A 25,388-nucleotide genomic window follows, 5' to 3' on the forward strand; every position below is an offset into this window, starting at 1 on the left:
TCAGTCGTCGTCGCCACCGTCGTCGTCATCGTCCTCGGCCCTTTCCCTTTCCTGGATTACTTTTTTTCCACCACCCGCCCCCTTGCCCTTGCCGGAGTTGTCGGACCTGGCCTTCGACCCGCCGGAGCTGCCGCCCGAACTCCCGGCCGACGTGCCGGCCTTCTTCGGCGGGGCCTTGACGGTGGGCGCCTTGGCCGGCGCCTTGGTGGGTGCCACGCTGGGCGCCGCACCGGCCACCCCGGAGACCTGCGCCGCGCAGGTCTCGTCGCCGAGGCGGAACTCCAGCGGCAGCGGGTTGACCCCGGCGTGGCGGCCGGTCAGGGTGAGCTTCTCGGACGCGCCGGGGGCCAGCGCGGCCTGCCCCGGGGCGGGCTCCACGAGCACCGCGCGCCCCTGCTGGCGCACCGGGACGGGCGTCGCCTTCGTCACCGTCTGCTGGCCGGGGAAGGCGAAGCTCAGCCGCCAGTCGCGCAGCTCCCGTGTGCCGGTGTTGGTCAGGGTCAGCTCGGCGGCGAAGTCCTTGCCGGAGTCCGTGCGCAGCGCGTACGCGACCCGGCACGACGGCGGGGCCTCCGCCCCCATCCGCGCCTGGGTCGGCTGGTCGATTCCTCCGCTGGCCGGGCTGCGGGAGGTGAAACCCCACAACCCCGCCGTCACCGCCACCAGCCCGGCGGCGGCCACCCCGGCCTCGATCCGCCGGCGCCGGGTCGCCGCGCGCCGGTTGCGCGTACGGGAGAACGGCAGCGCGTCGGTCGCGGCGGACCAGGGCAGGATCGTGGTGCCGGCGGCGGCCAGCGCGTCCTCGTCCACGGGCCCCGCTGCCGGGGAGACCGGCACCGCGGCGATCATGCCGGCGGCCTCCGCGAGCGTCCGCGCGACCTCGGTGGTGGCGGGGCGGTCCCCCGGGCGCTTGGCCAGGCAGCGGCTCACCAGCTCGCGCACCTCGTCGGGCAGCCCCGGCACCGGCGGCATCGGCTCCGGCTCGTTGTACATGTGCGCGCGCAGCATCTGCGTGGTGGTGCTCGCCTGCCAGGGCAGCCGGCCGGTGAGCATCCGGTAGAGCAGCAGGCCGACCGCGTACACGTCGGTGGCCGGGGAGACCTGACCGTTGTCGAGCCGCTCCGGGGCCAGGTAGGCGGGCGTGCCGAGCAGGGCGCCGTCCGGCCCCTTCTCCTTCTCCCCCACCAGCGCGGAGATGCCGAAGTCGACCACCTTCACGCCGGTGGCGGTCAGCATGACGTTGCCCGGGGTGACGTCGCGGTGCACCACACCACGGGCGTGCGCGGTGGCCAGCGCCGAGGTGACCTCCGCGCCGATCGTCACCGCCTCCCGCCAGGGCAGGCTGCCCCGGCGCAGCCGGCCGGTCAGCGACTCCCCGTCGACCAGCTCCATGACGACGTACGGCACCGTCAGGCCGACCTGCTCGGACTCGCCGTAGTCGTAGACGTTGGTGATGTTGGGATGGCACAGCCGGGCCGCGGCCTGCGCCTCGATCCGGATGCGGTGCCGGAACGCCCGGTCGGCGGCCAGCCGCGACGCGAGCACCTTGACCGCCACCTGCCGGCCGAGCACCTCGTCGTAGCCGCGCCAGACGACGGACATGCCGCCCGCCCCCAGCTGTTCGATCAGCCGGTACCGCTCACCCAGCAGTTGTGCGCCGTCCCGGATCGGTCCACCCATGAGGGTCGTTGTTGCCCCGGACCGGCCCGGCTACACCTCAAGGGTCGGAATCGGTCAGGGATTCACCCGTTCAGGCGGTGGCGAGGAGCTGGTCCACGGGCGCGTAGTCGTCGGTCAGCACCAGCGCCTCGCCGACGAACGCGGTGAGGTCGGCGCCCGCCAGCAGGCTGGCGCCCTCCCGCAGCTCGGCCAGCCGGGCGCGGACCGCCGCCAGCGGCAGCGGGGCGTCGGAGGCGACGATGAGGAAGTTCGAGCCCTCCCGACCGGCGAGCGCCGCCGCCGGGGCGATCAGGGCGACGTGCCGGAACTCGGCGGCGACGGTGGCCAGCTCGCTGCGGATGAAGCGCAGCGGCGGGTAGTCGATGACGTTCTGCACGTAGACGCCGCCCGGGCGGGTCACCCGGCGGACCTCGGCGGCCATCTCCCGGGTGGCGAGGTGCCAGGGCACCACCAGGTGCCCGAACGCGTCGCCGACCACGAGGTCGCGGCTGTCGGTGGCCTCCCCGGCGACCAGCATCCGGGCGTCACCCACCACCGCCCGCAGGTCCGGCCCCTGGCGTACGCCGAGCTGCCGCTCGCCCAGCTCCACCAGTCCGCCGTCGATCTCGAACACGACGTTGTCCGTGCCCGGACGGGTGGCGGTCAGGTAGCGGGGCACGGTGAACCCGCCGCCGCCCAGGTGCAGCGCGTCGAGCCGCTGCCCCTTCGGCGCGACCACGTCGGCCACCGCCCCGATCCACCGGGTGTACGCGTACTCCAGGTGGGTGGGGTCGGCGAGGTCCACGTACGAGTGCTGGGCCGAGTTGAGCAGCAGCGTGCGGCCGGAGTCCCGGGCGGGATCGGCCTCCACGCTGGCGCAGTGGTAGGCGGTCTCGATGTCGCACGGGTTCGGGGCGACCGTGGTCAGCCCGGCGCCGACGAGGCCCAGCACCGCCAGGGCGGCCTTGGCGCGGGCGCGGCCGGGCAGTTCCGCGGCGTCCTGGCGGCGCAGCCACACCCCGAGGCCGAGCCCGGTGAGCCCGAGCGAGGCCGCCAGGGCGAACAGGATGACCGTGCTGGGCAGCGCGGCGACCAGCACGAACCCGGTGCCCAGGGTGGCCGTGATGCCGCCCAGCGTGCCGATGCCGGAGAGCCGGCCGACCACCTGCCCGGTACGCCGCAGGTCGGCGAGCTGGAGCTTGACCACCAGCGGGGTGACCGCGGCGAGCAGGGCCGCCGGCACGAAGACGGCGAGCGCGACGAGCAGCAGGATGGCCGAGGCCGCCCCGCCGCGCAGCACCTCACCGGCGTACCGGACGACGGGCAGGGTGACCGCGGTGGCGATGCCGGCCAGCACCAGCGCCGGGGCCAGCAGGGCCCTCGGGTTGCGCCGGTCGGCCAGCCAGCCGCCCGTCCACGCGCCGTAGGCGATGGCGGCCAGGGCGATGCCGATGACCGAGCTGGTCACCTGGAGGGTCACCCCGACGTACGGCCCGACGAGCCGCAGGGCGACGGTCTCCAGCACCAGAACGGCGCCGCTGGAGAAGAAGACCAGGAACGCGGCGAGGCCGTTGGGCAGGGCCAGGGCCGTCGTCGCCGCCGGCCGGGCCGGCGGGACCGTGACGTCGGAGGATGGGGAGCTCACCCGCGCGATGGTACGCAGGAAAACTGGGCCACCGGGTCAGTACATCGAGAGATGAACATGGTTCGTGTGGTCGGCGGCGGGGCTGCCGCTGCCGCCGTACGCCCGCCATCCGGTGCCGGGGTGCCAGATCTGCCGGTACCAGATCACGTAGAGCACGCCCAGCCGGCTGGCGTTGCGCACGTGCCAGGCGGCGAGGCTGTCCCCGTACGCCTTGTCCCCGCCGGTGGCGGTCCTGTCCTCGAACCCGCCGACGGCGGCCGAGAAGTCGCAGGCCCGGCCCTTGGGGTGCTCGCCGGAGCCGCCGCTTCGGTAGCAGGAGACGTGCCGCTTGTAGCCGGCCGCCTGGGTCTGCTTGAGGGCGTTGAGCGTGCGCGGGGTGATGCAGCCGGAGGTGGTCGGGTCGTTCACCGAGCAGGACTCCGACGGCCAGGACCCGTCCGAGTTGCGGGGGGCCGGCCTCGCCGAGGAGGAGCTGGCGCCGCTGAACCCGCCGCTGCTGCCCGAGCTGACCTCCGCGAGCGCCGCCTCGGCCTCCTTCTTCTTCTTCGCCATCACCGCGAGCTGCTTCTGCTGCTCGCGGACCTCGGTGTCGATGGCGATCTTGGCCTGCCGGGCCTGCTCGCGTGCCTGGGTCAGGTCGCGCAGTCGCCTGCCGTCGCGCTGCGCCATCAGGTCGAGGCTGGCCGCCCGCTCCAGGAACGCCTCCGGCGAGGCGCTGTCGAGCAGCATCGACGTGGGCGTCAGCCGACCCAGCCGGTAGGACTGGGCGGCCACCTCGCCGACCTGCGCGGTCAGCTCGACCAGCCGGACCTCCAGCGTGCCCAACTGCCCGGTCAGCTGCTTCTGCCGCGCCTTGGAGTTCTCCAGCTTCCCCTTGGCCTCGATGTGCGCCTTGGCGGTGGCCTCCAGGGCGTCCCGGAGCTTCTTGGTGCCGCCCTCGTTGGGCTCCGCGTACGCCGGCACGGCACCGCCGGCGAAGAGCATCGTCACGGCGACGAGCAGGGCGATCAGCGGGCGGCGGGCACGGCGCCCCACCGACGGGGCGGTCAGCGGGCGGTGGCCGTCAGGCCCGGCGGGCATGGTCCTGCGCACGAAAGCATCCTTCCGTCGGCCGCCGGCCCCGGACGACGGCGTGGCGCGGCGGCGGCCCCCGCCGGGCGCCGGTCGGCGGCCTGCTGGCGGAGACCGGCGGTCAGGATACCGGACGGAGCACGCCGGACCAGGCCCGTGAAGGCCCGAACCGTCGAGCGTCGACGCAGTGTCGCACCGACGTCACGCACCGCCGAGCAGCGCCTCGCGTACCCCCGCCCAGATCTGCTCGCTCGCGGCGACCAGGAGGCCGTGGCCGTCGTCCCCCGGGCGGTAGTCGGTGCCGTCGAAGCGCCGGGCGACCCCGCCGGCCGCCCGGACCAGCAGGGCGCCCGGGGCGTGGTCCCACGGCAGGGTGCGCCAGAAGAGCACGAAGTCCTGGTCCCCGGTCAGCACGTCCAGGTATTCCCGGCCGGCGCAGTGCAGGCCGGGCAGCAGTTCACCCAGCCGCGCGCCGCCCGCCTCGACCAGCGCGCGCGGCGCGGCCGGCAGGGCGTGCGACATGGCGGCGCCGCGCACCGCGTCGAGCGCGGGCGCGCGGTCGCCGGTGCGCACCGGCCGGCCGTCGAGCCGGGTCCCCTCGCCGACGCGCGCGACGGCCAGCGTCCCGGCGAGCGGGTCGAGCACCCACGCGGCGACGGGATCCCCGTCGGTCAGCAGCGCCACCATCAGCGCGAACGGCTGCCGACCGGCGGCGAAGTTCGAGGTACCGTCGACCGGGTCGACCAGCCAGACGTCTCCGGAGCCGCGCAGGTGCTCCAGCAGGGCCGGGTCGTCGGCGACCGCCTCCTCGCCCACCACGACCGAGCCGGGGCGCAGCCGGCGCAGCGCCGCCGAGATCATCTCTTCGGCACGGCGGTCGGCGACGGTGACGAGATCGCCCGGCGCCTTCTCGCTGATGTCGGCGTCGTCGAGCTTGCGGAACAGCGGAAGCACGACCTGGTCGGCGGTCTCGCGCAGCAGACCACCGACGTCGTCGAGCAGGGTGTCAGCCACGCGGCGGCAGCTTGACCACGCTGACGAAGAACTCGTCGATCTGCCGGACCACCGAGATGAAGCGCTCGAAGTCCACCGGCTTCGTCACGTACGCGTTGGCGTGCAACTGGTAGCTGCGCAGGATGTCCTCGTCGGCCTGGGAGGTCGTCAGCACCACCACCGGGATCCGGCAGAGCTGCTCGTCCTTCTTGATCTCCTCCAGGACCTCCCGCCCGTCGCGGCGGGGCAGGTTCAGGTCGAGCAGGATCAGGTCCGGCTGCACCACGTCGGCGTACTGGCCCTCCCGCCGCAGGTAGGCGAGGGCCTCGGCGCCGTCGGAGACGACGGTCAGCCGGTTGCGGAGCTTGTGCTCCTCGAACGCCTCCTGGGTCATCAACACGTCACCCGGATCGTCCTCGACCAGCAGGACCTCGATCGGGCTCTTGCCGTCCGCCGGCGCGGTCATCCCACCGTCTCCCTCATGTCACCCGTTCTACCGCCTTCCGGCGCCCGGTCGGGCCCGTCCGTGGTCTCCGTCTCGTCGGCGCGTCGGTCGGCCTGCGCCGGGGCGCCGCCCGTGCCGGCCTCGACGGTGGGCCCGTCGCCGTCCCCGGTCACGGCCTCGCCGGTCGCCGGCTCGTCCGCCGCCGCGGCGGCCGCCTCGACGTCCTCGGGAAGCGCCGGGAGGGTGAAGCGGATCGCCGTGCCCTCCTCGGTGTCCGTGTCCACCCAGACCCGGCCGCCGTGGTATTCCACGATCTTCTTGACGATCGCCAGCCCGATCCCGGTGCCCGGGTACGCGTCCTTGGCGTGCAGCCGCTGGAAGATGACGAAGATCTTGTCGGCGAACTCCGGCTCGATCCCGATGCCGTTGTCCTGGCAGCTGAACTCCCACTCGTCGCCCACGAGGCGGGCCGAGACGTGCACCTTCGGGGGCACGTCCGGGCGGCGGAACTTGACCGAGTTGCTGACCAGGTTGGCGAGCAGGTTGGTCAGCAGCGGCTCCTCGCCACGGATGACGGGCAGCTCGCCCCAGGTCAGCTCCGCGTCGGCGTACTGCCGGGCCGCCTCGGTCTGGCCGGCCACGTCGCCCATGACCTTGTTCATGTCGACCTCGGTGAAGCCGGTGGTGAGCCGGCCGATCCGGGAGAAGGCGAGCAGGTCGTTGATCAGGCGCTGCATCCGCTGCGCGCCGTCGACCGCGAACGCGATGTACTGGTCGGCCCGCTCGTCCAGCTGCCCCGCGTAGCGGCGCTGGAGGAGCTGGCAGAAGCTGGCCACCTTGCGCAGCGGTTCCTGGAGGTCGTGCGAGGCGACGTACGCGAACTGCTCCAGGTCGCGGTTGGAGCGGGTGAGTTCCTCGGCCTGCTTCTGGAGCTGGCTGTTGACCCACTCGATACGCTCGCGGGCCTCCCGTACCTCGGCCAGGTCCTTGGCGATCTTGCGCCGCATGGCGTCCACGTCTTCGGCGAGCCGGACGAACTCGGGTGGGCCGGCGCCGTCGATGCCGTGCTGGTAGTCGCCCTCGGCCACCTCGCGGACCTGGTCGGCGAGCCCGGTCAGCGGGCGGATGACCATCTTGTCCAGGGAGACCAGCAGCATGCTGCCGGCGACGATCACCACCGCGACGGCGGCGATCAGCAGGACGACCAGCATGTTGCTCGTCCGCAGGACGTCCTCGGCGCTGCGCTGCCGGGCCTCGAAGATCTCCTGCTGCAGGTGGTCGACGGCGTCACGCACGTCGTCGAACTGTTCCCGCGCATGGTCGGTGACGAGCGCCTGCCCCGCGGTGGTGCCGCTCTGCTGCGTCGTGGTGATCACCGGCACCGCCACCGCCTGGCGCCACGCCTCGGCCCGCTCCTCGACCGCCCGGATCTCCTGCCGAAGCTCCGGGTAGTCGTCGACCAGCCGCTGCATCGAGGCGACCAGGTCCTGCTCGCGCTTGCGGCCCGCCTCGTACGGTGTCAGGTCGGCCGGGTTGCCGCTGACCGCGTAGCCGCGGACCGCCGTCTCCTGGTCCAGCAGCGCGTTCAACAGCTCCTGCGCCTGCACCCGCAACGGGCCGGTCTTGTTCAGGATCGCGTCGATGTGCGTCCGGTTCTTCGCCGCCAGGGCCACCTCGCCGCCGGCCAGCCCGATCAGCAGGACGGCGACGACGGTGAGCAGCGTGACGACCCGCCGGCGCAGGGTCCAGTCGCCGATGCGCGTCACCGGCCGCCGCCCCGGCTGACCAGGAGCATGGCGACGTCGTCGGCGAACGGACCGCCGTTGAGCTGCTCGGCGCGCCCGACCAGCCAGGCCGGCAGCTCCGCCAGCGGCACGGCGAGGGTCGCCGGGTCGGCGAGCAGTCCGCTGAGGCCCGGCACGTCGAGGCGCTCGTCGCCCTCGCCGGTCCGGCCCTCGATGAGGCCGTCGGTGTACATCAACAGGGACCAGTCATCGGTGTCGAACTCCAGGTCGTAGGCCACGGGCCGGCGGGGTCGTACGCCGAGCAGCAGGCCGCCGGGTGCCGGAACCGGCACCACCTTGCCCCCGGCGAGCAGCAGCGGCGGCGGGTGCCCGGCCAGCCGGACGGTGGCCCGGTTGGCGTCGAGGTCCAGCCGCACGGTGGCGACGGTCGCGAAGATCTCCTGGAGCCGGCGCTCGCTCATCAGCACCTGTTCCAGCGCCGGGAGCACCTCGTCGTCGGGCACGCCGGCGAGGATCAGCGCCCGCCAGGCGACCCGTAGCTCGACGCCGAGGGCCGCCTCGTCCACGCCGTGCCCGCAGACGTCGCCGACGATCAGGTCGAGCCGGTCGGGCCGGGTCTGCACCACGTCGTAGAAGTCACCGCCGATCAGGGCGGCGTGCCGGCCGGGCCGGTAGAAGGTGTGCACCGCGACCACGTCGGTGGTCATCAGCGGCTGGGGCAGCAGGCCCCGTTCGAGGCGGGCGGACTCGGCCTGGCGCAGCTCGACCTCGCGCAGCCGTCGGGCGTTCACGTCGGCCCGTTTGCGCTCCACCGCGTAGCGCAGCGCCCGGGTCAGCAGCACCCCGTCCACCTGGCCCTTGACCAGGTAATCCTGGGCGCCCTCGGCGACCGCGACGATGCCGAGGTGCTCGTCGGAGCGGCCGGTCAGCACGCAGACGGCGGCGCCGCTGGCCATCTCCAGCACCTGACGCAGCCCGTCGAGGCCCTGCGCGTCGGGCAGGCCCAGGTCGAGCAGCACGCAGTCGACGCCCATCACGCGCTGCCGGGCCTCGCTGAGGCTGGTCGCGACCAGCAGGTCGATCATCGAGTTGGTCTCGGCGAGCAGCTCGCCGACCAGGAAGGCGTCGCCCTCGTCGTCCTCCACCAGCAGCACCCGCAGCCGCTCGCCGGGAGGCAGGTTGGGATGACGTCCCATGCCGCCGTGCGGGTACGGCACGACGGAGGAACCGGCCAGGCCGGTCCCCCGGTGCGGCCGGGTCACCGCCGCGAGACGCGGGAGATCGCTGGTGATGTCGGGCTCCTTCCGAGTGCCCTGCTGATCCTGTATTACACAACGTTCGCACACAACACGACGGGCTCCGTATGCGCGGGCATGGGTCGGATCACTACGCGGCGACGGACAAAGCGGACCTCTGCGCCCTTCCGGCCCGCACCGGGAGTCCCGCTGGCGGTCGCCGGGGTGCAGGATGGTGCCCACCTGAGCCCCGTCCCGAGGAGACCCCGTGGGCGCACCCCCCACCCGCCCCGCCGACCGTGCGCTGGCCCGGCCCCGTCGCCGGCTGGCCGCCGCCGTGGCGGCGCTCGCCGCACTCGTCGCCGTCGGCGCCGGCACCCTGCTCGACCTGCGCACCCCCGCGCCGCGCCCGGCCGACGCGCCGCCGGGCGAGTTCAGCGCCGCCCGGGCGTACGCGCACGTCGAGGTCGTCGCCGCGCGGACGCACGTGGCGGGCAGCCCGGCGAACGACCAGGTCCGCGCGCACGTCGAGGGGGTGCTGCGCGGTCTCGGCCTGGAGACCGAGGTGCAGGACACCGTCGCGCCCGAGGCCGGCCAGCTCAGTGGGGCGGCCGGCGGGGCCACCCTGGCCCGGGTACGCAACGTGGTGGCCCGGCTGCCCGGCACCGACCCCACCGGGAAGGTCTTCCTCGTCGCGCACTACGACTCGGTGCAGTCCGGCCCGGGCGGCAACGACGACGCCGCCGGCACCTCCGCCATCCTGGAGGTGGCCCGCGCCCTGGCCGCCGGTCCCCGGCCGCGCAACGACATCGTCTTCGTACTCACCGACGCCGAGGAGGCGTGCCTGTGCGGGGCGGCGGCGTTCGCGTCCAGCCACCCGCTGGCCGCCGACGGCGGCGTGGTGCTGAACCTGGAGGCGCGCGGCTCCACCGGCCCGGTGATCATGTTCGAGACCTCGCGGGACAACGCCGCCCTGGTGGACGCCTTCGGCCGGGCCGCGCCACACCCCGTGGGCACCTCGTTCGCCGTGGAGATCTACCGCGCGCTGCCCAACGACACGGACTTCACCGCGTTCCTCGACAACGACTTCGTCGGGCTGAACTCCGCGTACATCGACGGCGGGGCGATCTACCACACCCCGCTGGACACCCCCGCCGCCATGGACCGGGCCAGCCTCCAGCACCACGGCGACAACGCCCTCGGCCTGGCCCGCGAGTTCGGCCGGGTCGACCTGACCGCGCTGGACTCCGGGCACGACGCCACCTACTTCCCCGTCCCGGGCGGGCTGGTCCGCTACCCCGGCTGGCTGGTGCTGCCCCTGGCGCTGCTCGCGCTCGCCGCCGTGGTGGCCCTCGGCTGGCTCGCGAGGCGGCGGGGCCGCGCCACCGGGGGCCGGCTCGCCGCCGGGTTCGGGCTGGCGCTGCTGCCGATCGTGCTCGCCCCGCTCGCCGCGCAGCTGCTCTGGGCGGCGGTCACCGAGCTCCGGCCCGGCTACGCCGAGCTGCTCGACCCGTACCGGCCGGCCTGGTACCGGCTGGCCGTGGTGGCGCTCGCCGCCGCTGTCCTGTTCACCTGGTACGCGCTCACCCGCCGCCGGGTCGGCCCGGCCGCGCTCGCCATCGGCGGGCTGGGCTGGCTGGCCGTGCTCGGGGTGCTGCTCGCCGTGCTGGTGCCCGGCGGGGCGTACCTCGTCACCCTCCCGGCCCTGGCCGGCGCGGTGGCCGGGCTGGTCGCGCTGGGCGTGCGGATCGACGGTCCGTGGCCGGTGGTCGCGTCGACCCTGGCCGCCGCGGTGGCCGTGGTGATCCTGCTGCCCACCGTCGTCCTGCTCTTCCCGGCGCTCGGCATGGCGATGGGCGGGGTCGCGGCGCTGGTCGCGGTGCTGCTCGGCCTCGCCGCGCTGCCGGTGGTCGACCTGCTGCACCCGCAGGCCGGCGGGCAGCGCGGGCTGGTCGCCGTGCGCGCGCGCCGGTTCGGCGCGCTGCCGGCAGTCGCCACCGCGCTGGCGGCCGTGGTCCTCGCCGGGGTCGGGTTCGCCGTCGACCGCTTCGACGCCGCGCACCCCGCGCCCACCCACCTGATGTACGCCCTCGACGCCGGCACCGGCCAGGCCCGCTGGCTCAGCCACGAGGAGGACCCCCAGCCCTGGACCGACGGCTACGTCGACGGGGTGACCGAGGTCGCCGACTTCCCCGGCCTGGGCGACGCCGAGCTGCGCGTCGGCCCCGCGCAGGCGGCGGACCTGCCCGCCCCCAAGCTGGAGGTGCTCGCCGACACCACCGCCGGCACCGAGCGCACCCTGCGCCTGCGGCTCCTCCCGCAACGCCGGGTCCGCCTGACCACCCTGCACGTGGACGCGGCGACGGCGACGGTGCTGCGGGCCGAGGTGGCCGGCCGCGCGGTGCCAGTGGAGGCCCGGGAGGGCCGCTGGGGCTTCGGCCTGGTCTTCCACGCCCCGCCGCCGGAGGGAATCGAGGTGACGCTGACCGTCGCGCCGAAGGCGGGGCAGGTGGCGCTGCGCGCGATGGACGCCAGCGACGGCCTGGACGCCCTGCCCGGCTTCCGCCCGCGCCCGCCGGACGTGGGGATCGTGGGCTCGCACAGCTCGGAGATGCTGGCCGTGGCCCGCACCTATCCGCTGTAGCCGGCGGGGCGGCGCGGGCCCGGAAGGACCGTCCGGCCCGCGCCGCCTCCCTCGGCGGCGCTACCGGTCCGGGCGGGGTTCCTCGCGCCGCCACGCCAGAAGCCGGCGGTACGCCGCCAGGCCGTCGGGCACCCAGTCCCATTCGGTGAGCCGGCGGTCCAGCTCCTCCTCGCTGAGGAAGGCGTGCCACGCGACCTCGGTGGCCTGCGGGTCGACCGGTCCGTCGCAGCGAACCTCGTAGACCGCCGACCACCAGGTGTGCTCCGGCGTCTCGTAGAGGAAGGTGAACAGCGGCGTGGGGTCGGGCAGGCCCGGTACGCCCAACTCCTCCTCCGCCTCGCGCCGCGCCGCCTCGTCGTACGACTCGCCCGCGCCGACCACGCCGCCGACGAACATGTCGTACAGCGACGGGAAGACCAGCTTCCGTTCGGTGCGGCGGTGCACGAAGATCTCCCCCGCCGCGTTGCGCACCAGGACGAACGCGCAGCGGTGCCGGAGCCTGCGGGCGTACACGTCGCCGCGCCGGGCCTGACCCACCACCCGGTCGTGCTCGTCCACGACGTCCAGCAGTTCGCCCGCCGAGAGCGGCGCGTCATCGACCATGTCGTGGGCCACTACTTCCAGCGGAAGTGGACGAAGAGGCGGCCGAAGTTCTTCGAGTCCTTCTCGACGCGGTGGTAGAGCTGCTTGACGTCCTTCTGGTCGAGGAAGCGCAGCACCCGCTTCTTGAGCTGGCCGGAGCCCTTGCCGGGGATGATCTCGACGAGAGTGGCCTTCTTCGCCACCGCCTCGTCCATGATCCCGCGCAGGGCCCGGTCGATGTCCTGGCCCTTGTTGAAGATGTCGTGCAGGTCCAGCTTCAGCTTCATCGCGCACCCGCCGGCAGCTCACGTCCCATGACGCCGATGGTAGGCGCCCCGCGGCGTCCGCCGCGATGCCCGGTGATCAGGACGGCATGGACGTTACCCGGCAGTTTTACGGTCCATGGCGTCCTGATCACCCTGGCGCCTGGCGTTGCGCGTTCCGTGACGGGGGACGCGGGCGGGCAGCTCGGCAGAGCTGCCCGCCCGGTGCGCCCGCTCTGTCAGCGGTTGCCCTCGACGCGGGTCTGCACCCGGTCCAGGGCGACGCGGTAGTCGTCGTTGCCGCTGTGCATGGCCGCCGCGATGCGCAGGTGCCGCAGCGCGTCGGCGTGCCGGTTGAGCCGCTCCAGCGTGCGGCCCAGCACGTGGTGGGCGTAGTGGTCGGCGGGGTCCCGGTCGATCAGCTCCCGCAGCTGCGCCTCGGCCCGGTTGAGCTGGGCCGACTGGAAGTACGCACGGGCGAGCAGCTGGCGTACCGAGGCGTTGCCGGGCTCGGCCGCCACGATCGGTTCGAGCAGCCGGGCCGCCCCGGTCGGGTCACCGGCCTCGAAGAACATGGTCGCCCGCCGGTACTCGGCCAGAAGGTCCATCCGACCCACCCCCTCGTTCGCGCCACTGTCCCGACGCTGGCACAACATCCGCCGTACCGCGACTGTTCCCGGCCGGGAATCGCGCGGGCGGGGGTCAGGTGGAGGCGCCGTGCCGGCCGGCGGCCAGCTCCCAGGCGCGGACGCCGCCGACGATGCCGGCGGTGTTGGGCACCACCACCACGTCGTCGCCCATCCGGGCGAGCTGCTCGGGGCGGATCAGCCGGGAGTTGCCGCCGCCCAGGTAGAGCCGGTCCCAGCGGAACACCGGGCGCAGCCCGTCCACGACCTGCCGGATGCGGCGGGACCAGAACGCGTCCCCGAGCCGGCGCCGCTCCGGCTCCCCCACGTACGTGTCGTAGGTGGTGTTCCAGCGCACCGGGGCGTGGGACAACTCCAGGTGCGGGGCGAGCATCCCGCCGTCGAAGAGCGCGCTGCCCAGCCCGGTGCCGAGGGTCAGCACCAGCTCGCAGCCGGTCCCGGCGACCACCCCGGCCCCGTGCACCTCGGCGTCGTTGAGCACCAGCGCCGGCACCCCGAACGCCTCGGCGAGCGCGGTCCGCGCGTCGTACCCGGACCACTGGGCGACCAGCCCGGGGTCGACCTTCGAACGCGGGCCGGAGCGGGTCACGTAGTGCGGGGTGGCGACCACCACCCCGTGCCGGATCATGCCCGGCAGGCCGACGGTGAGCCGGTCCGCCGTGGGCAGCCGGCCGGCCAGGTCCAGCAGCGTCTTCACGAAGAGCGCCGGCGGCAGGGGGTACGGCGTGGGCACCCGCAGCGGCCGGGCGCGCATCGTGCCCGCCTCGTCCAGCACCGATGCCTTGATCCCGCCGCCGCCACAGTCGATCGCCAGAGTGGTCACCACCCGAGCAGTGTGCCGCGCGTCTGCCGGGACGCGGAGCAAGGGTGGGCGATCGGGGCGGGATAGGGTCGGGCACTGATGAGCGCGACGATGATCGTCAAGGGGCTGGCCGCGGGGCACGGGGACCGGGCGCTGTTCGCCGGGCTGGACCTGGTGGTCGCGCCGGGGGACGTGGTGGGGCTGGTCGGGCCGAACGGGGCGGGCAAGTCGACGCTGCTGCGTACCCTCGCCGGACTGCTGCCGGTGGAGGCCGGCAGCGTGACGCTCAGCCCGCCCACGGCGAGCGTCGGGCACCTGCCGCAGGAGCCCGAGCGGCGGCCCGGCGAGACCGTGCGGGACTTCCTGGCCCGGCGCACCGGGGTCACCGCCGCGCAGGCAGCGCTGGACGCGGCGACGGTCGCGCTCACCGACGGCGCGCCCGGCGCCGACGACGACTACGCCGAGTCCCTGGAGCGCTGGCTCGCCCTCGGCGGGGCGGACCTGGAGGAACGGGCCGAGCAGGTGGCCGCCGAGTTGGGCCTCACCGTCGACCTGGAGCACCCGATGACCGGCCTCTCCGGCGGTCAGGCGGCCCGGGCCGGGCTGGCCTCGCTGCTGCTCAGCCGCTACGACGTCTTCCTGCTCGACGAGCCGACCAACGACCTGGACCTGGCCGGCCTGGAGCGGCTGGAGGAGTTCGTCACCGGGCTGCGCGCCGGCACGGTGCTGGTCAGCCACGACCGGGAGTTCCTCGCCCGCACGGTGACCCGGGTGCTGGAGCTGGACCTGCACCAGCAGCAGGTCCGGCACTACGGCGGCGGCTACGCGGGCTACCTGGAGGAGCGCGAGGTGGCCCGCCGGCACGCGCGCGAGGACTACGAGGAGTACGCCGACACCCGGGCCGGCCTGGAGGCGCGCGCCCGCACCCAGCGGGCCTGGATGGAGAAGGGCGTGAAGAACGCCCGCCGCAAGGCCACCGACAACGACAAGATCGGCCGTAAGTTCCGCGCGGAGGCGACCGAGAAGCAGGCGGCCAAGGCCAAGCAGACCGAGCGGCTGATCGAGCGGCTGGAGGTGGTCGAGGAGCCGCGCAAGGAGTGGGAGCTGCGGATGGAGATCGCCGCCGCGCCCCGCGCCGGCGCCGTCGTGGCCTCGCTGCGCGACGCCGTCGTACGCCGGGGCGACTTCACCCTCGGCCCGGTGACCCTCCAGATCGGCTGGGCCGACAGGGTGGCGGTGACCGGGGCGAACGGCTCCGGAAAGTCCACCCTGCTCGCCGCCCTGCTGGGCCGGCTCCCCCTCGACTCCGGGCACGCCGCGCTGGGCCCGGGTGTGGTGGTCGGCGAGGTGGACCAGGCCCGGGGGCTGTTCCTCGGCGACGTGCCGCTGATCGACGCGTTCGGCGCCGCCGTACCGCAGCTGTCGCCGGCGGACGCGCGGACGCTGCTGGCCAAGTTCGGCCTGCGCGCGGGGCACGTGCTGCGGCCGGCGGCGACCCTGTCGCCGGGCGAGCGGACCCGGGCGGCGCTGGCGCTGCTCCAGGGGCGCGGGGTGAACCTGCTGGTGCTGGACGAGCCGACGAACCACCTGGACCTGCCCGCCATCGAGCAGCTGGAATCGGCGCTGGCCAGCTACCCGGGCACGCTGCTGCTGGTCACCCACGACCGGCGGATGCTGGACGCCGTGGCGACCAACCGGCGGCTGCGGGTGGCCGCCGGACGGATCGCCGAGGATTGATCCGTGCCGACCCGCCGGTGGCGGGTGAGAATGACTCCATGCTCAAGTGGGAGTACGCGCTGCTGGTCCGCCGCCGCCAGGCGGCCACCACCGACGTCGGCTGGGAGATCGTCTTCGTCTGGTACGGCCCGGATGGCTCCATGGTCGACGTGACGCCCTACGGCGACACCGCGCTGGCCCACCTCAACCGGGCCGGTGACCAGGGCTGGGAGCTGGTCGCGATGAGCGAGGACCCGTCTCTGCCCGGCAACAGCGAGCTGCACCGCTACCACCTCAAGCGGCCCAAGCCGGCCGCCCCGCCGCCCCGGCAGCGGATCCGTGGCGGCGGACGCCCGAGGCGGACGATCGGCGGCTGACCGGCCGCACCGCCCGGGGCGTTCGGGGTATAACGGGCGGGGATCCGGGTAACGGCCGGCGGGAGGTGGCCCGGATGGTCGCGCTGGCACAGAACCCGCCCTCGGCCGAGCGGCTGCGGGCGGTCGACGGATTCCTCGCCGAGGCGTGGGTCGACCAGGCCCGGCACGACGACCGGCTGCGCGACCTCGCGGTCGAGGTGCGCTTCGACCGGGGGGTGGCCCACCTCAGCGGGGAGGTCGCCCGGCAGGACGAGCTGCGCCTGGTCCGGGACCGGGTCGGCCGCCTCGCGGGGGTGCTCGGCGTCTGGTGCCGGGTACGCGTCGGCGGGCGCGACCCGGTGGTGGTCGACCTGGGCTGCGGCGCCACCAAGCAGTGGCCGGGCAACCTGGGGCTGGACCTCTTCCCGGCCCCGGGGGTGGACGCGGTGGCGGACCTCTCCGGCTCGCTGCCGCTGGCCGACGACTCGGTGGACGTCTTCTTCGCGGTGCACATCCTGGAGCACCTGATCGACTTCCTGCCGCTGGTCGACGAGTGCCACCGGACGCTCCGGCCGGGCGGGGTGCTGCACGTGATGAGCCCGTGGTGGCGGCACGTGAACGCCGTCGCCGACCCGACCCACGTCCGGCTGCTCGACGTGCAGACGGTCAAGGGCATCTGCCTGCAACGCCCGCCGGGCACCCCGCGCTGGTACCCGCTGCACGTCGGCTGCGACGGCGCCTCGATCTTCGCCGACCTCACCCCGCTGCCCCCGGACGCCGACGGCCCCACCCCCGCCCACCTGGCCCGCTTCTTCGACTGACCCCCGGAGGGGTCAGCGGCCCAGGGTGCTCTCGCGGGGGGCCAGGCGCCAGGGGGCGGAGAGTTCCCTCGGCGGTGCGGTGCGGTCACCGTCGATGCGGCCGGCGAGCAGTTCCACCGCCAGCCGGGCGATGCGCTCCTTGTCCGGCGCGATGGTGCTCAGGGTGGGCACGGAGAAGCGGCCGTCCTCGATGTCGTCGAAGCCGGCCACCGCCACGTCCTCGGGGACCCGCAGGCCCGCCTCGTGCAGGGCGCGCAGGACGCCCAGGGCGAGGGTGTCGTTGAAGCAGAAGACCGCGTCGGGGCGTACGCCGGACGTCAGCAGGCCGCGCATCGCGGCGGCGCCGTCCGCGCGGTGCCAGGCCGGCGCGGGCGCCACCAGCCGCTCGTCGTACGCGAGGCCGGCGTCGGCGAGCGCGGCGGTGTAGCCGGCGAGCCGGAGCCGGGCGCTGGCCCCCTCGGGGGTGCGCTGCGAGCCGATGGCGGCGATCCGGCGGCGGCCGAGACCGGCCAGGTGGGCGGTGATCTCCCGGGCGGCGCCCACGTTGTCGATGCCGACGTGGTCGGCGGGACCGTGGTCGACCCGCTCGCCGAGCAGCACCATCGGGGTGCCCGCCAGCCCGGTGAGGTCCTCGGCGGTGAGCGCCAGCGGGCTGAAGATCAGCCCGTCGATCAGGTGCTCGGTGATGCCGGACGCGACCACCCGCTCCTGCTCCCGGCCGCCGCCGGTCTGGTCGATCAGCACCGTCCAGCCCAGCTCGGCCGCGGCCGTGACGACGTGTCGGGCCAGCTCGGCGAAGTAGGGGATGTCCAGCTCGGGGACCGCGAACGCGATGACCCCGGTGCGCCCCTTGCGCAGGTTGCGCGCGGAGAGGTTGGGCCGGTAGTTCAGCTCGGCGATGGCCTCCTCGACCCGGGCCCGGGTGTCGGGCCGGACGTGCACGTAGCCGTTGACCACGTTGGAGACGGTCTTCACCGACACGCCGGCCCGCTCCGCCACGTCCTTGAGCCTGTGCCGCACCACGTCGCCCTCCCCCATGGGCGCACTTTACCGCGTAGGGGCCTCTTTACAACGTTGCTTACAACGTTGTACAAACCAGGAGCACCAGGTGACCACGGTCACCCGGGACCGGCAACGAGGAAAGGTGGCAACCCTTGCGGACCGCGCAGCTCACCATCGACCCGGCCTTCGCCGTCGGACCGGCCGACCGGCGGCTCTTCGGCTCGTTCGTCGAGCACATGGGCCGCTGCGTCTACGGCGGGGTCTACGAGCCCGGGCACCCCGCTGCGGACTCGCGCGGGCTGCGCGGCGACGTGCTGGAGCTGACCCGGGAGCTGGGCGTCTCCGTGGTCCGCTACCCCGGCGGCAACTTCGTCTCCGGCTACCGCTGGGAGGACGGCGTCGGCCCGGTCGGTGACCGCCCCCGCCGGCTCGACCTGGCCTGGAAGACCATCGAGACCAACGCCTTCGGGCTCGACGAGTTCATGACCTGGGCCGCCGAGGCGGGCGTCGAGCCGATGATGGCCGTCAACCTCGGCACCCGGGGCGTGCAGGAGGCCTGCGACCTGCTGGAGTACACGAACCATCCGGGCGGGACCCAGCTGTCCGACCTGCGCCGCAAGCACGGCGCCGAGCAGCCGTACGGGGTGCGGCTCTGGTGCCTGGGCAACGAGCTGGACGGCCCGTGGCAGGTCGGCCACAAGACCGCTGACGAGTACGGCCGGCTGGCCGCCGAGACCGCCCGGGCCATGAAGATGATCGACCCGTCGATCAGCCTCGTCGCCTGCGGCAGCTCCAACCGGACGATGTCCACCTTCGCCTCCTGGGAGGCGACCGTGCTGGAGCACACCTACGAGCACGTCGACTACATCTCCGCGCACACCTACTACGACCCGTCCGACGGCGACCGGGCCAGCATCCTGGCCTCCGCCGTCGACATGGACAACTTCATCCGCGAGGTCGTCGCCACCGCCGACCACGTGGCCGCCAAGCAGCGGCACCGGCGGAAACTCAAGATCTCCTTCGACGAGTGGAACGTCTGGTACCAGTCCCGCCTCCAGGCCGACCTGGACCGGCGCGGCTGGGTCGAGGCACCGGCGCTGATCGAGGACGACTTCACCGCCGTCGACGCGGTGGTGGTCGGCGACCTGCTGATCACCCTGCTCCGGCACGCCGACCGGGTCGGGGTGGCCTGCCAGGCCCAGCTCGCCAACGTCATCGCCCCGATCCGCACCCGCACCGGCGGTCCCGCCTGGCGGCAGAGCATCTTCCACCCGTTCGCGCTGACCGCCCGGCACGCCCGCGGCACGGTGCTGCGTACCGAGCCGGTCGGCCCGACCTACGAGACGAAGCGGTACGGCGAGGTCCCGGTGCTCGACACGGTCGCCGTGCACGACGAGGAGACCGGCGAGCTGACCGTCTTCGCGGTCAACCGGGGCGACACGGACCTGGAGCTGCACCTCGACCTGCGCGGCCTCGCAGGACTATCCGCTTCATCCCACCTGAGCCTCGCCGCCGGGGACGACCCGACGGCGACGAACACCGAGGCCGAGCCCGACCGGGTGACGCCCCGGCAGCTGCCCGACCCCACCACCGACGGCGGCCGGTGCTCCGTGCGCCTTCCGGCCGTCTCCTGGAACGTGCTGCGCTTCTCCCCCGTCGGTGGCTGACACCGCACCGGTCCTGAGCAGGCACACTTCATCCCGTCCCCCAAGGAGCAGAATCCCCATGATGCAGAACGAAATGAGCCGGCGGCGCCTGCTCAGCCTCGGCCTCGGGCTCGGCGCCGCGGCCTCGCTGACCCTGGCCGGTTGCGGCGGTGGCGACGACGACGCGGGCCCGGCGGCCGGCAACGGCGGCAAGGACTACACCGGCCCGAAGGTCGACCTGAAGCTGTGGAACGGCTTCACCGGCGGCGACGGCGACATCTTCAAGGCGCTGGTCACCCAGTTCAACACCGAGCACCAGAACATCGCCGTCTCGATCGCCACGTACCAGTGGGAGGACTACTACAACAAGCTCCCCGGCGCGGCCTCCAGCGGCGCCGGCCCGGACATCGCGGTCATGCACATGGACCAGCTCGCCACGTTCGCCGCGCGCGGCGTGATCACCGAGCTGGACGACGTCGCCAAGACCCTGGAGCTCTCCGAGGGCGACTTCGCCCCCACCGTCTGGAAGGGCGGGCTCTACAACTCCAAGCGGTACGGCATCCCGCTGGACATGCACCCCCTCGGCTTCTACTACAACAAGGGGGTCATGCAGAAGGCGGGCCTGGACCCGAACAAGCCGCCGACGACGAAGGACGAGTACACCGCCGCGCTGACCGAGCTGAAGAAGTCCGGCGTGCAGGGCTTCTGGGTCAGCCCGTTCCAGTTCACCGGCGGTATGACCTTCTACTCCCTGCTGCACCAGTGGGGCGGCAGCGTCTTCGACGCCGAGGCCACCAAGGCCACCTTCAACTCCGACCAGGCCGTCGAGGCGTGCACCTGGCTGACCGACCTCATCAAGCAGGGCCACTCCCCGGCCAACGTCGGCCAGGACGCCGACTACCTTGCCTTCAAGAGCGGCAAGAACGCCTTCAACTGGAACGGCATCTGGCAGATCAACGACCTGAAGAAGAGCCCGGACATCCAGTGGGGCGTCGCGCCCCTGCCGCAGATCGGCACGCAGCCGGCCGCCTGGGCGAACTCGCACAACTTCACGATCGTCAAGCAGCGGGCCAACGACGCCAACAAGGTCTCGGCGGCGAAGGTCTTCATCAACTGGCTCAGCCAGCACTCCCTCGACTGGGCCAAGGGCGGCCAGGTCCCGGCCCGCAAGGCCGTGCGGGACAGCGCCGACTTCAAGGCGCTGGCCGAGGTCAACGCGCTCGCCCCCGAGCTGGAGTACGCGGCCTTCCCGCCGGCGGCCCCGGGCCTCGGTGAGGTCATGACGACCTTCTACAACTCGTTCAACGAGGCGGCGCTGGGCAAGAAGTCGCCCAAGCAGGCGCTGGACGACGGGGTGGCCAAGGCGAACAAGCAGCTGGAGGACAACCGCAAGAAGTACGGGAGCTGAGTTCCCGTGGCGGACGTGATCGAGGCGGGGGCGGCGCGCGACGGCGCGCCGCCCCCGGCGGCCGGTGCCACCCGTCGGGGCGCCCCCGCGCGCCGGGCCGGGCGGGCGACGCCGTACCTCTTCCTCGCCCCGTACCTGCTGCTGTTCGGGGTCTTCGGCCTGCTGCCGATCCTGCTCGGCCTCTGGCTCAGCGTGCACCAGTGGGACTTCCAGCTGCCCAACCGGCCCTTCGTCGGGCTGGACAACTACCAGGAACTCTTCTCCAGCGACTCGGCCGTCTACGGCGACTGGTGGCAGAGCGTCCGGGCGACGGCGATCTTCACCGTCTTCGCGGTGCCGCTGCTGGTGGTCGTCCCGCTCGGTCTGGCGCTGCTGCTGAACCGCTCGTTCCCGGGCCGGACCTTCTTCCGGGCGATCTACTTCGCGCCGTACGTGCTGGGCGTGGCGGTGATCGGCCTGCTCTGGCGGTTCCTGCTCGACGCCAACCTGGGCCTGGTCAACCGGCTCGCCGGGATGGTCGGGCTGCCGGCCGACACCCCCTGGGTGACGGACGTGCCGTGGGCCTGGGTCTCGCTGGTCGGGGTGACGGTGTGGTGGACCTCCGGCTTCAACGCGGTGATCTACCTGGCCGGGCTCCAGGACATCCCGCAGGAGCTGTACGAGGCGGCGAAGGTGGACGGCGCGAGCGCCTGGGAACGGTTCCGCCACGTCACGCTCCCCGGGCTGCGTCCGGTGCTGCTCTTCGTGATCACCACGACCGTGCTCGCCTCGGCGAACGTGTTCGGTCAGTCGTTCCTGATCACCCAGGGCGCGCCGGGCACGGAGACCCGCACGGTGGTCTGGTTCATCGTCGAGGAGGGGCTGCGGGACAACGACGCCGGCCGCGCCGCCGCCATGAGCATCGTGTTCGCGCTGATGCTGGCGGTCGTGAGCATCGCCAACTTCCGCCTCTTCCGCTACCGGGAAGACTGAGGGGACCGCCATGACGACGCCCACGCGCACCACGCGCGCCCCCGCGCCGACCAGCGCCGGCGCCCCGGCGACCGGCCGTGCCCCGGGGACCGCGCTGCGCCGGACCGCGCTCTACGCCACCCTGGTCGCGCTCGCCCTGGTCTTCCTGCTGCCGCTGGTGTGGATGGTCATCACCTCGCTGAAGACCTACACCGGGGCCCAGCAGATCCCGCCGACCTGGCTGCCGGACCCGATCTCCGGGTACGGCTACGAGCAGATCCTGAACAACGCGGCCAACCCCGTGCTGCGCTGGTTCGCCAACAGCATGCTGGCCGCCACCGCGCACGCGCTGCTGGTGCTGGCGACCGCCTCGATGGCCGCGTACGCCCTGGCCCGGATGCGGTTCCGCGGCCGTGGGGTGCTCTTCGCGCTGATCGTCGGGACGCTGTTCATCCCGCCGACCTCGCTGATCATCCCGAACTTCCTGATCGTCGACGAGCTGAACTGGATCGACACCCTGAGCGTGGTGATCGTTCCCGGGGCGGCGAGCGCGTTCGGGGTGTTCTTCCTGCGGCAGTTCTTCCTCTCCCTGCCCCGGGAGCTGGAGGAGGCCGCGGTGCTGGACGGGGCCAACCAGTGGCAGATCTTCTGGAAGGTGGTGCTGCCGCTGTCCAGGCCGGCGCTGGCCACGCTGGCGGTGCTGTCGTTCCTCACCAACTGGAACGACTTCCTCTGGCCGATCTTCGTGCTGTTCAGCCCGGAGACGCTCACCCTGCCGCCGGGCCTGGGCCTGCTCCAGGGCTCCTACGTCACCGACTACCCGGTGATCATGGCGGGGGCGGTGCTGGCCAGTGTGCCGGTGCTGATCCTCTTCGTGCTCGCCCAGCGGCACATCATCCAGGGCGTCTCCCGCAGCGGGCTTAAGGGATGACGGTCGGGACGACCCGGCGGCGCGGCGCGGCGGCGGTGCTCGCCGCCGCGCTGCTCGCCGGTTGCGGCGGTGGAGAAGAACCTTCGAGCACGGGAGACGACGCGCGCATGTTCACCAACCCGGTCGTACGCACCGACGCGCCCGACCCGCAGGCGATCCGGGTGGACGACACCTGGTACCTGTTCCACACCAACGCCGGCGGCCGCAACGTCCCGGTGCTCACCTCCCGGGACCTGGTCGACTGGACCCCGGCCGGGGACGCGCTGCCGGAGCTGCCGGCCTGGGCGGACGCCGGGAAGACCTGGGCGCCCGAGGTCATCGAACTGGCCCCGGGCCGGTTCGTGCTCTACTACACCGTCGCCGGGCGCGAGTCGGGGCGGCAGTGCGTCGGGCGGGCCGTCGCGGGCGCGCCGCAGGGGCCGTACCGGGACGACTCGACCGGCCCGCTGATCTGCCAGGCGGAGCTGGGCGGCGCGATCGACGCCAGCCCGTTCCGGGACGCCGACGGCAGCCTCTGGCTGCTGTGGAAGAACGACGGCAACGCCATCGGGGTGGACACCTGGATCTGGTCACAGCGCCTCTCGGACGACGGGCTGCGCCTGGTCGGCGAGCCGACGAAGCTGTTGAAGCAGACCGAGCCGTGGGAGGGCACCCTGATCGAGGGCCCGTTCCTGCACCGGCAGGACGGGAAGCTGTTCCTGTTCTTCGCCGCGAACGCCTACGACCGGGCCGAGTACGCGGAGGGCTACGCGGTCTGCGAGTCGCCGGCCGGGCCGTGCGTGAAGGCTCCGGAGAACCCGATCCTGAAGACCAACGAGGTCGCCTCCGGGCCGGGGCACGCCTCGATGGTGGTCAAGGACGGGCGCACCTGGCTGCTCTACCACGCCTGGCCGCCCGGCCAGGAGGGCACCGTCGACCCGGGCCGCCAGGTCTGGCTCGACGAGGTCGTCTGGACCGACGGCAAGCCGGTGGTCAAGGGCCCCACGGCGGGGCCGCAGCACAGGCCCTGACCGGGGACCTCTTGGAAGGCGGCCAGCCCGGAGGACCGCACGCCCGACCCGGAGACACCGACAGCGCGGCACCCGACAGGATCGGGTGCCGCGCTGTCCTCGTACACCAGGGAAAGCGCGACCGAACCGCGTCGGCGACCCCGGAGGGTTTCCGGGGAGCCCGGCCCGCGCAGGGATCAAGCCTGACCGCCCGGAGCGGGTCGGGCTCCCCGGAAACCCCATCCCGCGACCAACCGGATCAGACGGATGCCGGCTCCCGGGAGTCGGCGGACGAACGCCGGGCGAGGCGGTTGCGGCGGTAGCCGTAGCCGAAGTAGATCAGCACGCCGAGCAGCATCCACGCGGCGAACCGCAGCCAGGTCTCCACCGACAGGTTCAGCATCAGGTAGAAGCAGGCCAGCGCCGACACGATCGGCAGCACGGGGGAGAACGGCACCCGGAACGGCCGGTCCAGGTCCGGGCGCTTGCGGCGCAGGATCGGCACCGCGACCGAGACCAGCACGAACGCCGCGAGCGCGCCGATGCTGACCAGGTCGGCCAGGGCCGACAGCGGCAGGAAGCCGGCGAGCAGCGCGACCGCCACCGTCATGACGGCCGAGATCCGGTACGGGGTGCCCCAGCGCGGGTGCACCTTCGCGATCGACGGCGGGATCAGCCCGTCGCGGCTGATGGCGAAGCCGATCCGGCCCATCGCCACCAGGTCGACCAGGATCACGCTGGTCAGGCCGGCGACGGCGGCGATGGAGACGAGGATGCCGGCCCACTCGGCGCCGACCGCGTTGAAGGCCGCCGCGATCGGGGCGCCCCGGTCGATCTCGGTGTACGGCACCATGCCCACCACGACCAGCGAGACGCCGATGTACAGCACCGTGGAGATCAGCAGCGTGCCGAGCAGGCCGAGGGTGAGGTCCCGGCGGGGCCGCTTCGTCTCCTCGCCGAGGTTGGCGACCGCCTCGAAGCCGGTGTACGCGAAGAAGACCACCGCGGCGGCGCTGAGCACGCCCACGAAGCCGAACACCGAGGGTTCCAGGCCGAAGAGCGCCTGGGTGACGGGCTGCTTGATGCCGTCCTCGCTGCCGTCGGCGGGCTTCGCCGACGGGATGAACGGGGTCAGGTTGGCGGCCTTCACGAAGAACAGGCCGGCGGCCACGATGAAGACGCAGATGGCGACCTTGACCAGCACCAGCAGGTTGGTCACCCGGGCCGACTCGCGGATGCCGACGATCGCCACGACGCCGAGCAGCAGCACGATGCCGATCGCGCCGACGTTGACGACGCTGCCCTCCTCGCCGAACCAGGCGGTGGGCAGGCCGACGAGCTCGGCCAGGTAGCCGGACCAGCCGCGGGCCACCACCGCCGCGCCGAGGGCGAACTCCAGCAGCAGGTCCCAGCCGATGATCCAGGCGACGATCTCGCCCATGGTCGCGTACGCGTAGGTGTAGGCGCTGCCGGCGGCCGGCACGCTGGAGGCCAGCTCGGCGTAGCAGAGGGCGGCGAGCAGGGCGACCAGGCCGGCGATGGCGAACGAGATCACCACGCCGGGCCCCGCGCTGTCGCGGGCCTCGATGCCCGTGAGCGTGAAGATGCCGGTGCCGATCACGATGCCGATGCCGAAGCCGGTGAGGTCGCGGGCGCCGAGCCGGCGCTTCAGGCCGGGCCCGCCGTCGTCGCCGTCGGCCTCGCTCTGCGCGATCACGTCTCCGATCGGTTTGGTACGCAGCACGGACACCGTGGTCACCCCTCACACCGTCCGGACCACCCTGGTGGCGGCCGGTGACCGGCGATGCTACCCAGGGCGGACCCCCCTCAACCCCCA

At 73.4% G+C, this 25,388-nt stretch carries 22 protein-coding genes; 9 read left to right on the top strand and 13 right to left on the bottom strand.

Features of this window, described 5'->3' with window-relative positions; genetic code table 11:
* The 7 genes from AB0883_RS06415 to AB0883_RS06445 form a co-directional block, all read right to left on the bottom strand.
* Positions 1-1,680: a serine/threonine-protein kinase gene (locus AB0883_RS06415; RefSeq protein ID WP_366639879.1), complete on the bottom strand. Its 1,680-nt coding sequence runs from the start codon at positions 1,678-1,680 to the stop codon at positions 1-3.
* Between the two features lie 70 nt (positions 1,681-1,750).
* Positions 1,751-3,304, bottom strand: a complete 1,554-nt coding sequence (locus AB0883_RS06420; RefSeq protein WP_366639880.1) for a fused MFS/spermidine synthase — start codon at positions 3,302-3,304, stop codon at positions 1,751-1,753.
* Between the two features lie 36 nt (positions 3,305-3,340).
* Positions 3,341-4,384: a hypothetical protein gene (locus AB0883_RS06425; RefSeq protein WP_366640313.1), complete on the bottom strand. Its 1,044-nt coding sequence runs from the start codon at positions 4,382-4,384 to the stop codon at positions 3,341-3,343.
* Between the two features lie 192 nt (positions 4,385-4,576).
* The gene (locus AB0883_RS06430) at positions 4,577-5,389 is read right to left on the bottom strand and encodes an inositol monophosphatase family protein (RefSeq protein ID WP_366639882.1); all 813 of its coding nucleotides are present in this window, start codon (positions 5,387-5,389) and stop codon (positions 4,577-4,579) included.
* On the bottom strand, positions 5,382-5,834 hold the full coding sequence (locus tag AB0883_RS06435; protein WP_311413128.1) for a response regulator: 453 nt from the start codon (positions 5,832-5,834) through the stop codon (positions 5,382-5,384). The genes AB0883_RS06430 and AB0883_RS06435 overlap by 8 nt, the downstream gene beginning before the upstream one ends.
* Positions 5,831-7,579, bottom strand: a complete 1,749-nt coding sequence (locus tag AB0883_RS06440) for an ATP-binding protein (protein WP_366639883.1) — start codon at positions 7,577-7,579, stop codon at positions 5,831-5,833. Before AB0883_RS06440 ends, AB0883_RS06435 begins: the two co-directional genes overlap by 4 nt.
* The gene (locus AB0883_RS06445; RefSeq protein ID WP_366639884.1) at positions 7,576-8,754 is read right to left on the bottom strand and encodes a fused response regulator/phosphatase; all 1,179 of its coding nucleotides are present in this window, start codon (positions 8,752-8,754) and stop codon (positions 7,576-7,578) included. The genes AB0883_RS06440 and AB0883_RS06445 overlap by 4 nt, the downstream gene beginning before the upstream one ends.
* Positions 8,755-9,061: 307 nt before the next feature.
* On the opposite strand from AB0883_RS06445, the gene AB0883_RS06450 reads away from it, so the two are divergent.
* Complete coding sequence (locus tag AB0883_RS06450; RefSeq protein WP_366639886.1) at positions 9,062-11,437, top strand: M28 family peptidase; 2,376 nt, start codon at positions 9,062-9,064, stop codon at positions 11,435-11,437.
* A 60-nt stretch (positions 11,438-11,497) separates the two neighbouring features.
* Here the strand turns inward: AB0883_RS06450 and AB0883_RS06455 are convergent, their stop codons facing one another.
* From AB0883_RS06455 to AB0883_RS06470, 4 genes are all read right to left on the bottom strand, one after another.
* Positions 11,498-12,040, bottom strand: coding sequence for an NUDIX domain-containing protein (locus AB0883_RS06455; RefSeq protein WP_366639888.1), 543 nt, complete (start codon positions 12,038-12,040; stop codon positions 11,498-11,500).
* A gap of 11 nt (positions 12,041-12,051) precedes the next feature.
* Entirely contained in the window at positions 12,052-12,306 is a 255-nt protein-coding gene (locus AB0883_RS06460; RefSeq protein WP_088987488.1) for a Smr/MutS family protein, read from the bottom strand.
* A 215-nt stretch (positions 12,307-12,521) separates the two neighbouring features.
* A complete protein-coding gene (locus AB0883_RS06465) occupies positions 12,522-12,890 on the bottom strand; it encodes a tetratricopeptide repeat protein (RefSeq protein ID WP_366639889.1) in 369 nt (122 codons plus the stop codon).
* Between the two features lie 94 nt (positions 12,891-12,984).
* Positions 12,985-13,755, bottom strand: a complete 771-nt coding sequence (locus AB0883_RS06470; RefSeq protein ID WP_366639891.1) for an ROK family protein — start codon at positions 13,753-13,755, stop codon at positions 12,985-12,987.
* 75 nt (positions 13,756-13,830) lie between these two features.
* Between AB0883_RS06470 and AB0883_RS06475 the strand changes: the two genes are divergently transcribed.
* The 3 genes from AB0883_RS06475 (at position 13,831) to AB0883_RS06485 (ending at position 16,624) form a co-directional block, all read left to right on the top strand.
* Complete coding sequence (locus tag AB0883_RS06475) at positions 13,831-15,468, top strand: ABC-F family ATP-binding cassette domain-containing protein (RefSeq protein WP_366639893.1); 1,638 nt, start codon at positions 13,831-13,833, stop codon at positions 15,466-15,468.
* Positions 15,469-15,506: 38 nt separating this feature from the next.
* Positions 15,507-15,824, top strand: a complete 318-nt coding sequence (locus AB0883_RS06480; RefSeq protein ID WP_366639895.1) for a hypothetical protein — start codon at positions 15,507-15,509, stop codon at positions 15,822-15,824.
* 74 nt (positions 15,825-15,898) lie between these two features.
* Positions 15,899-16,624 carry a methyltransferase domain-containing protein gene (locus AB0883_RS06485; protein ID WP_366639897.1) on the top strand — a complete coding sequence of 242 codons (726 nt, stop codon included), beginning with the start codon at positions 15,899-15,901 and terminating at the stop codon, positions 16,622-16,624.
* Between the two features lie 12 nt (positions 16,625-16,636).
* On the opposite strand, the gene AB0883_RS06490 is transcribed toward AB0883_RS06485, so the two are convergent.
* Positions 16,637-17,644: a LacI family DNA-binding transcriptional regulator gene (locus tag AB0883_RS06490; RefSeq protein WP_366640315.1), complete on the bottom strand. Its 1,008-nt coding sequence runs from the start codon at positions 17,642-17,644 to the stop codon at positions 16,637-16,639.
* A 134-nt stretch (positions 17,645-17,778) separates the two neighbouring features.
* Between AB0883_RS06490 and AB0883_RS06495 the strand changes: the two genes are divergently transcribed.
* Genes AB0883_RS06495 through AB0883_RS06515 form a run of 5 tightly spaced genes read left to right on the top strand, consistent with a single transcriptional unit; the run spans position 17,779 to position 23,572 of the window.
* On the top strand, positions 17,779-19,293 hold the full coding sequence (locus AB0883_RS06495; protein ID WP_366639899.1) for an alpha-N-arabinofuranosidase: 1,515 nt from the start codon (positions 17,779-17,781) through the stop codon (positions 19,291-19,293).
* Between the two features lie 58 nt (positions 19,294-19,351).
* Positions 19,352-20,680 carry an ABC transporter substrate-binding protein gene (locus AB0883_RS06500; RefSeq protein ID WP_366639900.1) on the top strand — a complete coding sequence of 443 codons (1,329 nt, stop codon included), beginning with the start codon at positions 19,352-19,354 and terminating at the stop codon, positions 20,678-20,680.
* A gap of 6 nt (positions 20,681-20,686) precedes the next feature.
* A complete protein-coding gene (locus AB0883_RS06505) occupies positions 20,687-21,652 on the top strand; it encodes a sugar ABC transporter permease (RefSeq protein WP_366639902.1) in 966 nt (321 codons plus the stop codon).
* Between the two features lie 10 nt (positions 21,653-21,662).
* A complete protein-coding gene (locus AB0883_RS06510; RefSeq protein ID WP_233600122.1) occupies positions 21,663-22,562 on the top strand; it encodes a carbohydrate ABC transporter permease in 900 nt (299 codons plus the stop codon).
* Positions 22,559-23,572 (top strand): glycoside hydrolase family 43 protein, encoded by a 1,014-nt coding sequence (locus AB0883_RS06515; protein ID WP_366639904.1) that lies wholly within the window; start codon positions 22,559-22,561, stop codon positions 23,570-23,572. The genes AB0883_RS06510 and AB0883_RS06515 overlap by 4 nt, the downstream gene beginning before the upstream one ends.
* Positions 23,573-23,810: 238 nt before the next feature.
* Here AB0883_RS06515 and AB0883_RS06520 read toward each other — a convergent pair whose 3' ends face one another.
* On the bottom strand, positions 23,811-25,301 hold the full coding sequence (locus AB0883_RS06520) for an amino acid permease (protein ID WP_366640317.1): 1,491 nt from the start codon (positions 25,299-25,301) through the stop codon (positions 23,811-23,813).
* Positions 25,302-25,388: the final 87 nt, after the last annotated feature.

The organism is Micromonospora sp. NPDC047812 (genome assembly GCF_040704175.1).
Classification (GTDB): domain Bacteria; phylum Actinomycetota; class Actinomycetes; order Mycobacteriales; family Micromonosporaceae; genus Micromonospora.

Coding starts and splice junctions, on each gene's coding strand:
- AB0883_RS06500 (WP_366639900.1), top strand. CDS start 19,352: ATGATGCAGAACGAAATGAGCCGGCGGCGCCTGCTCAGCCTCGGCCTC.
- AB0883_RS06435 (WP_311413128.1), bottom strand. CDS start 5,834: ATGACCGCGCCGGCGGACGGCAAGAGCCCGATCGAGGTCCTGCTGGTC.
- AB0883_RS06445 (WP_366639884.1), bottom strand. CDS start 8,754: ATGGGACGTCATCCCAACCTGCCTCCCGGCGAGCGGCTGCGGGTGCTG.
- AB0883_RS06515 (WP_366639904.1), top strand. CDS start 22,559: ATGACGGTCGGGACGACCCGGCGGCGCGGCGCGGCGGCGGTGCTCGCC.
- AB0883_RS06455 (WP_366639888.1), bottom strand. CDS start 12,040: ATGGTCGATGACGCGCCGCTCTCGGCGGGCGAACTGCTGGACGTCGTG.
- AB0883_RS06510 (WP_233600122.1), top strand. CDS start 21,663: ATGACGACGCCCACGCGCACCACGCGCGCCCCCGCGCCGACCAGCGCC.
- AB0883_RS06460 (WP_088987488.1), bottom strand. CDS start 12,306: ATGAAGCTGAAGCTGGACCTGCACGACATCTTCAACAAGGGCCAGGAC.
- AB0883_RS06465 (WP_366639889.1), bottom strand. CDS start 12,890: ATGGACCTTCTGGCCGAGTACCGGCGGGCGACCATGTTCTTCGAGGCC.
- AB0883_RS06475 (WP_366639893.1), top strand. CDS start 13,831: ATGAGCGCGACGATGATCGTCAAGGGGCTGGCCGCGGGGCACGGGGAC.
- AB0883_RS06480 (WP_366639895.1), top strand. CDS start 15,507: ATGCTCAAGTGGGAGTACGCGCTGCTGGTCCGCCGCCGCCAGGCGGCC.
- AB0883_RS06485 (WP_366639897.1), top strand. CDS start 15,899: ATGGTCGCGCTGGCACAGAACCCGCCCTCGGCCGAGCGGCTGCGGGCG.
- AB0883_RS06415 (WP_366639879.1), bottom strand. CDS start 1,680: ATGGGTGGACCGATCCGGGACGGCGCACAACTGCTGGGTGAGCGGTAC.
- AB0883_RS06425 (WP_366640313.1), bottom strand. CDS start 4,384: ATGCCCGCCGGGCCTGACGGCCACCGCCCGCTGACCGCCCCGTCGGTG.